Genomic DNA, 15358 nt, shown 5'->3' with positions numbered 1-15358 from the left:
AGAGAGCGTTCGAGAAAGCATGGCGGGCGCCTAAATCAAGTAACCTTGCTATAAAATTAGAAAATAGCACACGGTAACTCAATGGCTTATGTACTGCTCTGTTAACTGCGCCGCAAATCATTTAAACCGGTTTATTTATCTTAGAGCAGAGCAACATTTTTGAGAGGTTGTTTCCATTTTAATCCCCTTCCCTAGCGATAAAATCAACAAAAGTATCAATAGTGAGACACTCTCCCGTGATGCTTCCGTTTAATTAATCACGCTGAAATGGGTAAAGGGAGCCTAAGTCCATCAATTGAGTCAATTCATCCAAAGCGGTACGATTCTCGTTAAGTAATACAGGGTCAGCGAGATCAGCTTCCGTTAATCGATCTCGATAATGTTTTTTCACCCAACGGGTTAGCGAGTGATAGAGATGATCATCCAGCAAAGTATTTGGATTAGTGGCTGCCAATTCTTGTTGATTAAGTACTACCCTTAACCGCAAACAAGCTGGCCCACCGCCATTTGCCATACTTTCTCTTAAATCAAACGCTTTTACTTCATTAATCGGGCCACCGCTGCTAACTAAATCATTTAAATAAGCCCAAACACGCGTATGTTGCTGAGACTCCTCTGGTACAATCATCAACATCTTTCCATCAGCTTTACTCAGTAACTGACTATTGAACAAATAAGTCCTCACGGCCTCCTCAACGGAGACGGTATGGTTTGGTACTTCAATCGGCACAAACTGACATTCAAACTGGCTTAATTGGCGAGTAATTTGCTCAAATGCACGTAATTTATCAAGAAATGCATGCTGATGATAAAAAAGCACTGGGCCATTGGCCACGGCAATCACATCATTATGAAAGACGCCTTGATCAATCACTTGTGGGTTTTGTTGTACAAACACACAATGTTCATCCGCCAATTGATGTAGGCGAGCAATCGCCTCACTCGCTTCACGAGTATGACGCGCGGGAAAATAGCGGGGCTCAACACTCCCTCCCCATGCTTGCCGTCCATACACAAAAACTTCAACCCCCGGTTTACCATAATCAGCGCATAAACGATTATGGTTGGCAGCGCCTTCATCACCAAACTGCGCCTGCAAAGGTAGTGGTGTATGATGCACAAAGTGTTCTTTTGCTCGAAACGTCGCTTGTAAGGCTTGTCTCGTCGTTTCTACCTCTATCGAACGATGAAATTTATTGGTGAGATTTGCCACCGTAAAATGAACTTTATTATCCTGCGTATCAGCAGATGGAGAAACTGTTGCAGCATTCGCAACCCACATCGCCGATGCCGAACTCACGTTTGCTAAAAGGTACGGGGCTTTTTTTGCGACTTGGCCTAAAATATGCGCATCAGTGCCAGAAAAACCAAGCAAACGTAAGCTATTGATGCAGGGCCTTTCTTGTGGAGGAAGCACCCCTTGCTTAAATCCGATATCGACCAGTGCTTTCATTTTTTTCAGCCCTTGCAAGGCCGCCAACTGAGGATTTGCCACTGCATGTTGATTCGCTGTAGAGGCGAGATTACCTAATGACAGCCCAGCGTAATTATGGGTTAACCCAACCAAACCATCAAAATTCACTTCATAAGTCGGCATTACCTGCACTCCTTTGACTAAGGTTCTATTCATCGATTTTATGGTGAACTGAATATCATTGAGGCGAATCATGCCATTTTACACCACCTGATGAATCTTTATTCTTCACCACACAACGGTGATAATAAAGTAAAGACTTAAAAAAACACAAATTCTTTAACAAAAAACAAACAACCACGCTGTTATTCATTCCTCTTCAGCCAAATACTTTGTTACCCGATCTCTTCCCATCAATATGCCTCAATAACGTTAATTAATAAGTTACAAAGTACCGCTCCTAAACCCGTCTCTATAGATTTAAGTCACCATAGGATGGAGACCAATGGACGTAGCGAATACTGCCGCACCGTCAAATAGAAAAAGTAATAGTGATTTTCATTACTGAATAAATGTGATGAAAGTCACCTCTTATACCGCTATACTCCGCGCTCGGTGGTTATCCGAACTCACCAATACAAGCTGTCATATGGAATAGTGAATGACCCTAGGAGGGGACCGGCTCGTTAACATTGCTTGTAAAGGTGCTTTATGAACAAACAAAGGCGACCGCATGGGTCTTTTATTTATCCTTCACTGCAAGTCAGTGCCGTTGCTTGTTTCTCCACTTTTATTTCTATCGCAACTCTTCCCTTTTTATTGACACAACTCATCGAAAACTATTATGAATATTCTTTTTAGCTTACTAGGCATGCTAGTACTGCTTGCTTTAGCGTACCTGCTGTCTGAACGACGCTCGATTATTAATTGGAAAACCGTTTCACGCGCCTTACTACTCCAGATTAGTTTTGCTGCACTAGTCCTCTACTTCCCATGGGGACAAGCGGCTCTAGGCGCATTGAGCCAAGGTGTCGCTAGCCTACTCGGCTTTGCCGATGTCGGAATCGCTTTTCTCTTTGGTGATTTAGCCAATACCGGTTTTATCTTTGCGATTCGGGTATTACCTATCATTATCTTTTTTAGCGCCATAATTTCTGCACTTTATTATTTAGGCATTATGCAGAAAGTGATCGCTTGGTTAGGCGGCGGCATACAGCGCTTTTTAGGAACCAGTAAAGCGGAATCGTTAGTGGCAACAGGTAATATTTTTTTATCACAGGGCGAATCACCATTATTAGTACGACCTTTTCTGCCTAAATTAACACGTTCAGAACTGTTTGCCGTTATGACGGGCGGCATGGCTTCTGTAGCAGGTAGCGTGCTTGGTGGTTATGCTGGCTTAGGCATCGAATTGAAATATTTGATTGCCGCAAGCTTTATGGCTGCACCGGGTAGCTTATTGATGGCCAAATTAATCGTGCCGGAAACCGAACAACCCGGCGATCAAACGGACGTACACATTGATGGTAGTGAACAAAGTAATGTCATTGATGCGCTAGCTAGTGGCGCGATGAATGGTATGAAGGTTGCGGTTGCGGTTGGTACCATGCTAATCGCTTTTGTCAGTGTCATTGCGATGGTCAATACTGGGCTGGAAAGCTTTGCCGAGTTATTCGGTATGCAAGGCATCACGTTACAATTATTATTGGGTTATGTATTCGCCCCTCTCGCTTGGATCTTGGGAATACCAGCGAATGAAATGGTACAGGCTGGATCTTACATCGGGCAAAAAGTCATTATGAATGAATTTGTTGCTTTTATTGATTTTATTCAAGGAAGAGAAACGCTATCAAGCTATACCCAAGTCGTGATTACTTTTGCGTTATGCGGCTTTGCTAATATCGGTTCAATCGCTATCCAATTAGGCTCTATAGGGGTGATGGCACCAGAGCGCCGCGCAGAAGTCGCAAACTTGGGCTTAAAAGCCGTTGTCGCAGGTACACTTGCTAACTTAATGAGTGCCTGTTTAGCTGGCTTATTTATTTCCATTTAATATATCGAATAAGGAAGGCGTTGTCCTTCCTTATCGATGGCTTGGCCCGTATCAAGTCCCGTAAGTGTCAACCTGAGTAACAAGCCAAATTGCTAGTGCATCAAATCGGGAGAATTATCTCCAATAATAAAGGATCGTTCCGCATGATAATGCATTTTCGTCAACAAACTGTCGTTGCACTACTCACCAGTGCGCTCTTGATCTCATTTCCTGTGTCAGCAAGCCCCCCGCCAGATGCTCACTCACTAAGCTATCGCAATATTGTAGAAACCATGAGCCATAAGGAGGGTTTTCTTAACTTTTATCGCGATCAAATTACCGGTGAAACCTTGTTTTCTATCCACGAATCACAACTCCATCATCCGATGATTTATCTCGCCCAAAGCCTAGATGGTATTGTCGAAACGGGACATTTCCGGGGCAACTATCGTCAAACCCGCATCATCGAGTTTCGTCGCTATTTTGATAGAATTGATATCGTGGCATTAAATCCTCGCTTTCAATTTGACGTGAATCATCCGCTCTCTCGTGCAGCTAACGCCAATATTAGTCAAGCTACGTTGGCAACCTTGCCCATTATCGCCGAAGAAGAGGGAAATATTTTACTCAGTGCTGATCGATTATTCATTAGCGATGCGCTGCATAAACTGACCCCAACATTAGATAACCATTCAATAGAACAAGGTTTTATAATGGGCGATCTACTTGAGCATCGCTCACGTTTTAGTGCTGAACGTATCTACCCACGTAATGTCGATATCGTGGTAGATTACGTGTTTTTGAACAATGAGCCACAGCACTACTCTACCGCACAAGCCGATGCGCGGATCACTCAGATTCGGCTCCAGCATTCATTAATTGCTTTACCAGACAATAATTATCAACCCCGTGCCGATGATGCTCGTATAGGCTACTTTACACAGTCGTTTGATCGAATGACGGAGAGCAGTTGGGCACCTTATGGCGATGTCATTAATCGCTGGCACTTAGAGAAAAAACACCCCGAACAAGCGCTCTCCGAACCGGTCAAACCGATCGTGTGGTGGATAGAAAATACCACTCCCTATGAATGGCGAGACACCATTCGTCAAGGTGTAGAAAGCTGGAATATCGCGTTCGAAGCTGCCGGGTTTAAACATGCTCTGGTCGTTAAAGAACAACCTGACGATGCTGAGTGGCAAGCTGGGGATATTAACTATAATGTCTTGCGTTGGGCCTCTTCACCTCAACCATCATTTGGCGGTTACGGCCCTTCCCTGGCCAACCCTTTAACGGGTGAGATTATTGCAGCTAACATTATGTTAGAACATGCCTTTTTGACTAACGTTTGGCGAACAGGGCAAGTGTTTGCACCACTAAAATCGTCGCCCTCTCACATGGTTAACGGGCCACAGGTACATTGCTCTGCAGCTGATTCTTTACATCAAGGTTTGCTGATGGCAAACGCAACGTATGGCTTGCCTAGCGGGGAACAGTTTGCCAATAATGAGCGCTTACAGCAAAGTTTACGTCATTTGGTGATGCACGAAATTGGTCACACTCTTGGGCTAAGCCATAATATGAAAGCCCATTCATTATGGGATAATAACCAAATTCATGATAAATCGCTCACTAAAGGGGTCTTATCTGGATCAGTCATGGATTACGCACCGATTAACTTAGCACCAATGGGTACTGTTCAAGGTGATTATTACAGCTACTTACCCGGACCTTACGATATTTGGGCGATTGAATATGGTTACTCACCCGCACTGGCTGATGCTGAGCAAGAATCTCAACGTTTAGAGCGTATTCTCCAACGTTCTCATCAACCTGAATTGGCATTTGCTAACGACGCAGATGATATGCGTTTACCTGGAGTACATATCGACCCACGCGCAATGATTGGCGCACATAGCTCAGATCCCATTACCTATGCCACGCAACGTTTTGAGCTAATTAAACAGACTTATCCTCAACTGTTGCAAACAACCCGGGTAGCGGGCCAATCCCATCAGCAACTATTAAGCAGCGCTAATGTGTTATTTGACCACTACCTTAATCAGGCTAATGTGGTTTCGCGCTATATTGGCGGTATTTATGTCGAACGAGCAGTGGTTGGACAACAATCTGCCGTCAAACCGTTTACCCCGGTACCGCTCGCCGAGCAACAACGGGCGATGCGCACCTTAGCACGCTATGTTTTTGCCCCTGATGTCTTGCAAGAAATGATGCCGCTGCTCAATTATATGCAACCGCAACGACGCGGCTTTGAACGATACAATATGAATGAAGATCCAAAACCTCACCAGCGTTTATTTGTGATGCAGCAAATAATTCTCGATCATTTACTGCATCCGAGCGTCACGATGCGTCTGAGTGATAGCCAATTGTATGGTAATCAATACACTGTGAATCAAATGCTGAGTGAGTTAACTCAGGCTATTTTTGTCGATGCAAGACAGGTCAATACCATTAGCCAAATGTTACAAGTCAGTTATGTACAGCGCTTGATTGTAATCGCGAATCTCGATCCAGAAAGTGGAAGTGAACATGATTTTGTGACTCGATCTGAAGCCTTAGCTCAACTCAACGCAATTCGTAAAATGCGCATATCGAGACATGTGAGTGATGAAGTGAAAAATCATTATCAGTTTATTAATCAAATGATAGATAAAGCGCGAAAATAAAATACCCCAAAATGAGGAATGAGGGATAACCGACCAGAGAAAGTTTGAAGTGTTCGGCCCAAAGCCGTTAAGGTATACACCAGCGGCTTTGGGCCATTTTAATCTAGTGGCTTTGTTAAGCTAGTCGCTCAGCCGCTTAAAAGGTAAATGAAATATTAGCGGCGGCACCCAACTGGTTTTTACCCGCGTAATTTCCTGCAAGATCAAAACGAACCACACTGAACGGGCTAAAACCAATCCCCGCGGTAACCGTATTGTCTAAATTATCTTGTAGATCAACTTCATACCCTGCGCGCAATTGTGCCCAACCCCATGCATTACCCTCGACACCGAAACGCAAAAACTGAGTATCATCGATTTTTCCCTCAAAGCGTGATTGCTTGGTCACATCCATATCAATAGCTGCGGTGAAAAAATCCGATACATAGCCACCAGAAATGGTCACTTGAGTATCGAGTTTATAATGACTCTGATCGTTAAAAGTTGCGATGGTTTGACTAAAGAGATCTTTTACCGCAATACCCGCGCGATAATTGTCTTTAAAATAAACCACCCCTAAATCAAGATTAAAGGCGCTTTTGCTCACCTCACTCTGATCATAGTCGTCAAGATCAAAATCTTGCACACTAAACGTTTGATGGTACGTTTTAAGCTGTTGAACTTTTGGAGAAATACCCACAGCCCAATGATGGCCACGCGAGGTTATTGTCTTGGCTAGAGCAAGACCATATTCGGAATAACCGAATGCCATCAAGTCAACCGCAGAATTTTGGTAACGATCTTCGATATCAGCATCCTGACTTATCTGCGCATCGGCTTGAATTTCCACATAACCACGCGAGAAAAAATTCAGCGATATTTTATTCATCGGAATCGCGACTGCAACCCCCAAACCACCCGATACCGCAAAAGGTTTATTGGTGCTTAATTCATCTAAGTAACGACTTAAACGGGCCTGATTCGCAGGTGATATATCCCCGGCTTCAAACGCTTTGATTGTATCTTGTAGATCATCAATCGTTGACAGGTTATCATCACTATCACGCAGATTAATCCCTACCGCAGGCAACAATACGCCAAAATCATCTCGACTTTGATAAACAGCCGTCAGCGCGGGATTATAAAAAGGCGCTAATAAGTAATTAGAGGTTGTTACCCCAGTATTTCCCATTGCATTCCCTCTCGCATCAGCCACCATATTTGCTGCATAGCTACTGCCACTCATCAATACGCCCAGCACCACTGCCAGTTGTGTGTATTTTTTCATATTCTTTACAATCCTGAATTAAAAACTCATCCATAAGATTAATACATTCGAGACAGGAGAGGGATAAAAATCGAGATTCGTGTCTAAAAAACTAAGAGGCTTCACGGCTCGGTTGAACACGGCGGTTGGTGTCTCCAGAACCTCGCTGAAACTTCGGCTTTATTGCGCTTCTCGGAGTATGACGGCGCTCAGGCTGGCTAGTCCGGTTTTTTCTCCCCTCTGGCGTACCTTGCGCCGATTTCACTTCTGGCAATACAGAGGTGAGATTTTTCAACTTTTTCGGTTTTTTAGGTTTTTTCGCACGCGTATCTAATTTGGACTCTGGCAATGCATTCACGGGTTCAAAACCAGTTAGCGTTATCCGAGTTAGTAACGTTTGAGTTAAACGTTCAATGGCAAATAATTCTGGAGCTTCTACCGCGCAGACAAGGGAAATCGCTTTACCGACTTCACCAGCTCGGCCCGTTCGGCCAATGCGGTGCACATAATCTTCGGCAACATTAGGCAGTTCAAAATTGACCACTTGCGGCAACTGAGGAATATCGATGCCACGAGCAGCAATATCTGTCGCCACTAATGCCCGCACTTCACCAGATTTAAAGTTCGCCAAAGCTTTAGTACGAGCGCCTTGGCTCTTATTTCCGTGAATCGCCGCCGCGGTAATCCCTTGCTCAGTTAGATAAGTTGCAAGGCGGTTTGCACCGTGTTTGGTGCGCATAAACACCAAAACTTGCTGCCAATTCCCATCATTAATTAATTTCACCAACATTGGTGCTTTCTTTTTTACATCAACAGGATAGATACATTGCTCAACGGTTCTGGCCGTAGAGTTCGCTGGACTAACTGAAATTTCAATCGGATTATTTACAAGCCCTTTCGCCAGTTGACGAATTTCGCTGGAAAACGTCGCAGAAAAGAGTAAATTTTGTCGTTTTTCTGGAAGTAATGCTAAGATTTTACGAATATCACGAATAAACCCCATATCCAACATACGGTCGGCTTCATCGAGGACTAAAACCTCTAACTGATCAAATTTCACCGCATTTTGATGATATAAATCCATCAAACGTCCCGGCGTGGCCACTAATACATCCGCCCCTTTGCGTAAACGCAGCATTTGCGGGTTAATCTTCACTCCGCCGAATACCACAGCACTGGTGAGCGGTAAATGACGTCCATACATAAAAACATTATCTTGGATCTGTGCTGCTAATTCACGGGTTGGGGTTAAAATCAAAGCGCGAACTTGATTACCTCGAACCCGCGGGCCTTTCGATAAACGTTCAAGAATTGGTAATGTAAAACCCGCTGTTTTACCTGTTCCGGTCTGAGCTGCCGCCATGACATCTTTACCTTCTAATACCGCAGGAATCGCCTGCTGTTGGATAGGAGAAGGTGTATCGTATCCTTTCTCTTGAATTGCTTTCAGGATTGGTGCAGACAGACCAAGCGAGGTAAAACTCATATATAATTCTCAATAGTAATATAAATAAACAACGTGGCATGGCCACGAAAGGCGGCCATTCTGAGGCCTTTACGATTGAGTCGCAACCGTTAATTGCCTATCAACCGAAACGCCTTGATCATGTCATCAGTAAAGCCTGACGAATTTTCGTCAACCTGACGCCACTAACAAACCGAAAAGGATCCAATTAAATGATTATTTGTATTTTTTATTTCGCCTTTGCAAGTTTGCTCACAATAAGTGAAATGAATACAAGTATCGACATTGGCTTTAGCTAAAACATGCCGAGTCAATACATCACTATTTAATTGATGGATATCAGAACTCCAGTGATGTTGATTAACAAAGAAATGAACAATCATTGATGAACTTCGATTTTTTTACTTTTATTCATGGTATTTTGTTGTGATCGCTGTTGAAACCAAAACCGTTTACGACCAATAGAACGAGACATAAGCATCCTTAGCTTTTTAAGCATTTTAAAGCGATATAATTATATAGCTCGCTCTAAAATATTTAATAAAATAAATCTATTTATAATAATGCAACGAAGAAAATAAGGAACGTAACGACAAAAACACAGAGGTAGATGTAAGAAATGTTTAATATTTTTATGGTGTGTGTATAAATAAAATTATAGCAGTCAATATGGGTGCCAATAAAATTACTTTATTAACACCCTACAATACGATTATAGAGCAACAACGTTCGCAGCTTGAAGACCTTTCTGCCCTTGCTCTACATCAAAAGAAACTTTTTGACCTTCAGTCAAGGTTTTAAAACCTTCAGAAGCAATAGCACGGAAATGAACGAATACGTCAGCATTGCCATTATCTTGAGTTAAAAAGCCAAAGCCTTTCTCTTCGTTAAACCATTTTACTAAACCAGTTGTTTTATTAGACATATGTGTCCCTTAATTTAAAATTCATAAAATATACCGCAAAATGCGATGCACTGAGCTTGAATTATTGAATGTAACGATGAAGCTAAGGGAAACACTGAGGATTGCAACGGTGACGAAGATATTCTGAGGGTTTTACTACACTTTATTTTTCATTAATAACTCTGAACAACAGAGCGAAGCTATTATTAATCAAATAGTCTATGATGTAAAGCATTATTTAAATGCTTTATTGCTATCCCCAAACAACGTGGAGTTGCAGGTCGGCGGCAAATGAGTGATAAATTTGTCTGGCACAATTTTGAACAGCCGTAGGCTGGCCTTTGATGAGAGCCACCGATGGCTCTCATCATCCCCATGAGCACCGGTTTTATTAAGTTGAACGCCTTACGCTCACCTTGTACTAAATGGGGTTTGTTCAAGAAAAACCTGAGGGGAAGAACCAAACGCTTTTTTAAAAGCTGCCGTAAAGTTGGATGGGTGTAAATAACCTGCTTCATAAGCCGCCTCGGTAATCGTCACTAAACCGCGTTCTAGTTTCTGACGCGCGAATTGCAGACGACGATGGCGGATGTAGTGTGCCATCGTCATATTAAGGCGATATTTAAACTTTCGCTGCAAAGTAGAGACGCTCATCGCATGTTGGTCTGCAAGCTTAGCCAAGCTAAGCTCATCGTAGAGATGCTGATCAATGTAATGTAGGACATCGTCAATGACACTTTCTGTTGGCTCATCGCGAGGTAACGCTGAACGATGATCAACCGTCGCTAGCGAGCACTGTAGCATGACGTCTTGGATCAATCGCCAACTCATCGCCTCTCGGGTAATATGCCAACTGAGCGTTTGCGACTCAGGCTTATTAAGCAAGTTCGCTACAGTTTGCCAGCTATCGGTAGCCAGCATCAAATGCGTGAATACTTTATCTTGTTGAATAAAATGATGCAGCGGGCACTCTTGGACTGCAAATGGTTGTAATTTGTCCTGCGGTAAGGTGATGGTGAGTTTACGTACTTGCATATCTTGATGTAGGCGACGATGGAAAATACAAGGCTGCAATACATTCACCATCAACGCTTGAGGCTCAACATTAGCCGACAAATTAAACTTAAGATCGTCATAAGCAAAACTTAACGTTCCTTCCATTAAAAGGATTATCACCAAGGCCGGTGCACTGGTCGTCACCACATCACAATCAATCAGTTCATGACTACAACCGCCATGCAAGGTAAACCCGCTTGGGCTGGTGTATTCAATAAATCGACCTCGCGCTATTACGGGCTGATTGGATTGCTGAGCAATGATGACCTCATCCTGATCGGTGATGACATGACGCGCTAAAGTAATCGTTTGTCGTATTACTTGCTGAGCAGGCCTGTGCTTGTTTTCCATAACTGATGTGCGATTTTGCATAATCTGTTCAACTTTTTTCTCGATGGCTCTCAATTTAACATACATGCGAATTATTATCATTTGTATTTTTGAGGACTAAAGTCAGTATGGATATTTGCAATAAGTCAGCGTTATGGCTTGCCATCACCGCAGCAATATCAACCCACGCCCTTGCTCAACAAGAAACCGCACCAGATCAGAACAATATTGTCGTTTGGGGAACCAAAGTATCAAGCAGCTCAGAATCGCTGACGACCGATGATTTATCACTCAAACAAGCAGATCATATGTCAGATTTGCTACGTGATATTCCAGGTGTCGACGTCGGAGGAACACACTCAGTGAATCAACGAATCAATATTCGTGGCTTGGGTGAAACCGATCTAGATATTCGTCTCGATGGCGCTTCTCAACATGCCAATATGTTCCACCATGTCGGTAACTTAACCTTGAACCCTGATATTTTAAAATCTGCCAACGTTCAGGTCGGTAATAACTCCGTCACTCAAAGTGGTCTTGGCGGCGCAGTCTATTTTGAAACCAAAAATGCCAAAGATTTGTTGGTAGGAAGTGAAACGTTCGGTACTCGCGTGTTTGGTGGTTATTCTTCTAATAATAGCCGACAAGGCTCCGTGACTGTTTATGGTCAATTGAATCAGACTATCGATGCACTGATATATGTTCAAGGCATCTCCCGCGGTGATTTCAAAGAGGGTGATGGTCAAAAAACCTTTGGTGTTGAAGGGGATACCTATAATGTTCTTGCTAAAATCGGTTTTGAGCCAAGCGATGGACACCGTTTCCAGCTTGCTTATGACGCGTATCGTGATGAAGGTGATTACCGGCCACGAGCTGATATGGCGGGCAGCGCAAATGAAGGTTTGAGTCAAAATCGTTTAATTCCAACCCATTATGATCGCGATACCATTACTGGATCATATGAACTGAAGACAGCACAACACCAAGGTAAAGTGACGCTCTACAGTAGCCAAACCAAAATCGATCGTGATGAAAGCGTGATGGCTGGCGCTTGGCCAAGTAACCGCGTATCGCGCAATACCGCCACAAATCGCAATGTGGGTATTAATGCTCTCTTTCAGTCAGATTATCAACTGGCCAATCTTCGTAACCAAATTACCTACGGGATGGACTACATCGATCAAACCAGTAAAGCCAGCTATGGCAATACATCCTTTATGAAAGAATCAACGATTTCTACCGCAGCATTTGCAGAAAATAAATTATACGCCACTGAGGCTTGGTCACTCACTGGCGGCCTACGCTTCGATGACTTTCAACGCAAGGCCGTTACCGGTAAAAAAGACTTTGACCGGTTAACTTGGTCACTCGGTACAGAATGGGATGTGAATAGCAATTGGACTCTATTTGCCAATGCCCGTTCACTATTTAAAGGCCCAGAACTACTAGAGACTTTTGTTCGCTATCAAGATATTACTTATCTAGCGGATAACATCAAAGCAGAAACTGGTCTCAATACGCAAGGAGGTGTACGCTTTGACAAACAGTTTGGCGAACACTTCATCGGTACAAACCTTACCCTATTTAAAACCAAAATTAATGACCATATTCGTACAGACAATAATTACCTCATCAGCAATGTCGGTGATGTGGAAGTGAAAGGTTTTGAACTTAGCACCACCTACACTTATCAAGCCTTGAGCACAAAGCTTGCGTACGCTCGATCAGATACCAAAGATTTAACCAATGGCGGGCCATTACTCAATGCGGATGACACCAGTGCCGATATGGGTGACAGCATAGCGCTAACACTGAGCTACCAAGCTGATTCAATTGATACGCTATTTGGCTGGAACTCTATTATCGTCTTAGATGAAGATAACGTGGTTCAAGGTAGCGCGAAAAAAGAAGGTTACGATGTGCACAACCTTTATGCGCAATGGACGCCATACACGGTACCAAACTTAGTGCTGACCTTCGGTATCGACAACGTATTCGATGAAACTTATACCTCTCACGCATCACGTCTTGGTGCAGCACGAGGTTTCACCTTGGATGATAAAGAACCAGGCCGTAGTTATAAATTATCCGCCGCTTATCAATTCTAATTTTTGAGGCACCATAAAAGCCCGTACCGTGCCGGTTTCTTGATCTAGAAATGTGATCAAGAGACCGGCACGGGGCGGGCTTTTTATGCGAGGAGTTTAACCATATCTGATCAATCAACATTCTGGACACATAGCAAAATACTTCATGGTGTTATGTCGCCATTTTGCGTGTAACGTGCCGATAATATGAGACAAATTCAAGGCCGCGTTGATAATGAAATCCGTCTTTGTTGCAGATACACCGATATATCAACATAGTCCTCAACCGCCACTAACACGTTACACGATTTTCGGTTGTCCATCTGAAGCCGTCGCGCCACCATCAACCGGTAAATTCACACCATTGATAAATGAAGCATCATCACTGGCTAAAAATGCCACTACCGCTGCTATCTCTTTGGGGTCAGCGGCTCGCCCTAGTGGGATACGTTCATTAAATTTATCTCGCACTGAATCCGACCAAGCATTGGTCATATTGGTTTTCACTAAGCTTGGGCATACCGCATTAACACGAACACCGTCTAAACCATGATCTAGTGCCATCGCACGCGTTAAATTGACGACAGCGCCTTTCGTTGCACAATAGAATGCAGCGCCCCAGTCACCACCTAGACCAGAAACTGACGCGGTATTCACAATGCAGCCACGGGTTTTCAATAACTCTGGTAAGGCAAATTTCGCGCAGTAAACCACCCCATCGATATTGACTGCCGAAATTTTCTGCCAGTCTTCTACGCTACATTCCAGTACCGTTCCGGGAATATGAATCCCCGCGTTGTTAACTAAAATATCCAGTTGACCAAAGCGCTCAACGCAGGCTTGAACCAAGGCGGTCACTTGCTGGGCATCGGATACATCTACTTTCTGCGCGGCAACACGAGCCTTATCAAAATGCTCTAAAGCATTCAGCAATTGCTCTTGATCCCAGTCAGCTAGCATCAACTGAGCGCCTTCATCATACAAACGCTGTGCAATCGCTAAACCAATGCCATTAGCGGCACCGGTGATGATCGCGACTTTATTGGTTAACCCTTTCATAGCAAAACTCCTTCATGATTGATTTGAAAAATAGGATCTTGATGCTGCTCACTACGAGCCTGCATTAATTTGTAGTTATCTGAATAGTCCACTGGAATCGCGACAACTGCTGGCCCTTCGACTTCCATGGCTTGGCGAAGGATAGGCATTAATTGATCCGCTTGGGTCACAGCAAATCCATGCGCACCAAACGATTGCGCGTAAGCTTGAAAATCAATTGGGCCAAATTTTACCCCCGAGCTGCGTTGATATTTTTGTTGTTCCTGCATTTCGACCATGTTGTAAGCATGATCAACCCAGATAATATGCACAATATTGCATCTTAAACGCACTGCGGTTTCTAACTCCATGCTCGACTGCATAAAGCCACCATCACCAGAAACTGAAACCACTTTATGTCCCGGTTTTAATAGGCTCGCGGCAATCGCCCAAGGTAGCGCAACGCCGATGGTTTGCTGACCATTCGAAACTAACATCTGCCGAGCTCGAAAGCAGCTTAAATAGCGCGCAATCCAAATATGAAAACTCCCCATATCAAGGCACAAGGTCGTATCGGGGGTAATGATCGCCTGCATGATTTTAATCAAGCTCAGAGGATGAAAACCCGCCGCTTGCTGCCTAATTGGATAGTTTTTTAGAATATGCCTTTGCTGCGTGACTTCTTCTAAAATCGATAATGCCTTGGGTGATAAACAAGCAAATTCGGTCATCTGTGTACAGAGAGCTTGTAACGTTGCTCCAATATGACCAACCACTTCAATGCATGGTTGGTAATACTGTTGGAACTGTGCAGGTTCAATATCAATATGGATAATCGGACAACGACGCGTATTCCACAGTTCTGGGTCGTATTCGATGGGGTTAAAGCCAATAGTGATGATTAAATCCGCTTCTTGCAGTAACACATCTCCTGGTTGGTTATTGAACAATCCGACGCGGCCAGCAAAATGGTGATAATAGTTAATATCTACCGCGCCTGCCGCTTGATAAGTCCCCACTACCGGTAACTGCATTTTTTGTAAAAATCGACTGATCATAGAGGCGGTCATTTGATCGCTTGCATGTAGGCCAAGCA

10 protein-coding genes are annotated in these 15358 nt (G+C 43.6%); 3 read left to right on the top strand and 7 right to left on the bottom strand.

Features of this window, described 5'->3' with window-relative positions:
• Positions 1-253: 253 nt before the first annotated feature.
• A complete protein-coding gene (astB, locus tag B7C60_RS06895) occupies positions 254-1597 on the bottom strand; it encodes an N-succinylarginine dihydrolase (RefSeq protein WP_099611018.1) in 1344 nt (447 codons plus the stop codon).
• Between the two features lie 661 nt (positions 1598-2258).
• On the opposite strand from astB, the gene B7C60_RS06890 reads away from it, so the two are divergent.
• A complete protein-coding gene (locus B7C60_RS06890) occupies positions 2259-3467 on the top strand; it encodes a NupC/NupG family nucleoside CNT transporter (RefSeq protein WP_099611017.1) in 1209 nt (402 codons plus the stop codon).
• A gap of 143 nt (positions 3468-3610) precedes the next feature.
• A complete protein-coding gene (locus B7C60_RS06885) occupies positions 3611-6136 on the top strand; it encodes a zinc-dependent metalloprotease (RefSeq protein WP_099611016.1) in 2526 nt (841 codons plus the stop codon).
• A gap of 136 nt (positions 6137-6272) precedes the next feature.
• Here B7C60_RS06885 and B7C60_RS06880 read toward each other — a convergent pair whose 3' ends face one another.
• The 4 genes from B7C60_RS06880 to B7C60_RS06860 all read right to left on the bottom strand — a co-directional run bounded on the left by B7C60_RS06880 (position 6273) and on the right by B7C60_RS06860 (position 11239).
• The gene (locus B7C60_RS06880; protein WP_099611015.1) at positions 6273-7403 is read right to left on the bottom strand and encodes a conjugal transfer protein TraF; all 1131 of its coding nucleotides are present in this window, start codon (positions 7401-7403) and stop codon (positions 6273-6275) included.
• Positions 7404-7494: 91 nt separating this feature from the next.
• Positions 7495-8868, bottom strand: coding sequence for a DEAD/DEAH box helicase (locus B7C60_RS06875; protein ID WP_099611014.1), 1374 nt, complete (start codon positions 8866-8868; stop codon positions 7495-7497).
• A gap of 691 nt (positions 8869-9559) precedes the next feature.
• Complete coding sequence (gene cspE / locus B7C60_RS06865) at positions 9560-9772, bottom strand: transcription antiterminator/RNA stability regulator CspE (RefSeq protein ID WP_099611012.1); 213 nt, start codon at positions 9770-9772, stop codon at positions 9560-9562.
• Between the two features lie 390 nt (positions 9773-10162).
• The gene (locus tag B7C60_RS06860; RefSeq protein WP_099611011.1) at positions 10163-11239 is read right to left on the bottom strand and encodes a helix-turn-helix transcriptional regulator; all 1077 of its coding nucleotides are present in this window, start codon (positions 11237-11239) and stop codon (positions 10163-10165) included.
• Between the two features lie 26 nt (positions 11240-11265).
• On the opposite strand from B7C60_RS06860, the gene B7C60_RS06855 reads away from it, so the two are divergent.
• On the top strand, positions 11266-13245 hold the full coding sequence (locus B7C60_RS06855; RefSeq protein WP_099611010.1) for a TonB-dependent siderophore receptor: 1980 nt from the start codon (positions 11266-11268) through the stop codon (positions 13243-13245).
• Positions 13246-13524: 279 nt separating this feature from the next.
• On the opposite strand, the gene budC is transcribed toward B7C60_RS06855, so the two are convergent.
• On the bottom strand, positions 13525-14283 hold the full coding sequence (budC, locus tag B7C60_RS06850) for a meso-2,3-butanediol dehydrogenase (protein ID WP_099611009.1): 759 nt from the start codon (positions 14281-14283) through the stop codon (positions 13525-13527).
• The coding region (gene alsS, locus B7C60_RS18200; protein ID WP_245868763.1) for an acetolactate synthase AlsS at positions 14280-15358 on the bottom strand (1079 nt) is incomplete at its 5' end. The genes budC and alsS, both read right to left, overlap by 4 nt.

This window comes from Vibrio fujianensis (assembly GCF_002749895.1).
GTDB classification, from domain to species: domain Bacteria; phylum Pseudomonadota; class Gammaproteobacteria; order Enterobacterales; family Vibrionaceae; genus Vibrio; species Vibrio fujianensis.
Note: the sequence above shows the minus strand (reverse complement) of the source record. Positions and strands in the feature narration are given on the sequence as shown.

Coding starts and splice junctions, on each gene's coding strand:
- B7C60_RS06880 (WP_099611015.1), bottom strand. CDS start 7,403: ATGAAAAAATACACACAACTGGCAGTGGTGCTGGGCGTATTGATGAGT.
- astB (WP_099611018.1), bottom strand. CDS start 1,597: ATGCCGACTTATGAAGTGAATTTTGATGGTTTGGTTGGGTTAACCCAT.
- B7C60_RS06875 (WP_099611014.1), bottom strand. CDS start 8,868: ATGAGTTTTACCTCGCTTGGTCTGTCTGCACCAATCCTGAAAGCAATT.
- B7C60_RS06890 (WP_099611017.1), top strand. CDS start 2,259: ATGAATATTCTTTTTAGCTTACTAGGCATGCTAGTACTGCTTGCTTTA.
- budC (WP_099611009.1), bottom strand. CDS start 14,283: ATGAAAGGGTTAACCAATAAAGTCGCGATCATCACCGGTGCCGCTAAT.
- B7C60_RS06860 (WP_099611011.1), bottom strand. CDS start 11,239: ATGATAATAATTCGCATGTATGTTAAATTGAGAGCCATCGAGAAAAAA.
- B7C60_RS06885 (WP_099611016.1), top strand. CDS start 3,611: ATGATAATGCATTTTCGTCAACAAACTGTCGTTGCACTACTCACCAGT.
- cspE (WP_099611012.1), bottom strand. CDS start 9,772: ATGTCTAATAAAACAACTGGTTTAGTAAAATGGTTTAACGAAGAGAAA.
- B7C60_RS06855 (WP_099611010.1), top strand. CDS start 11,266: ATGGATATTTGCAATAAGTCAGCGTTATGGCTTGCCATCACCGCAGCA.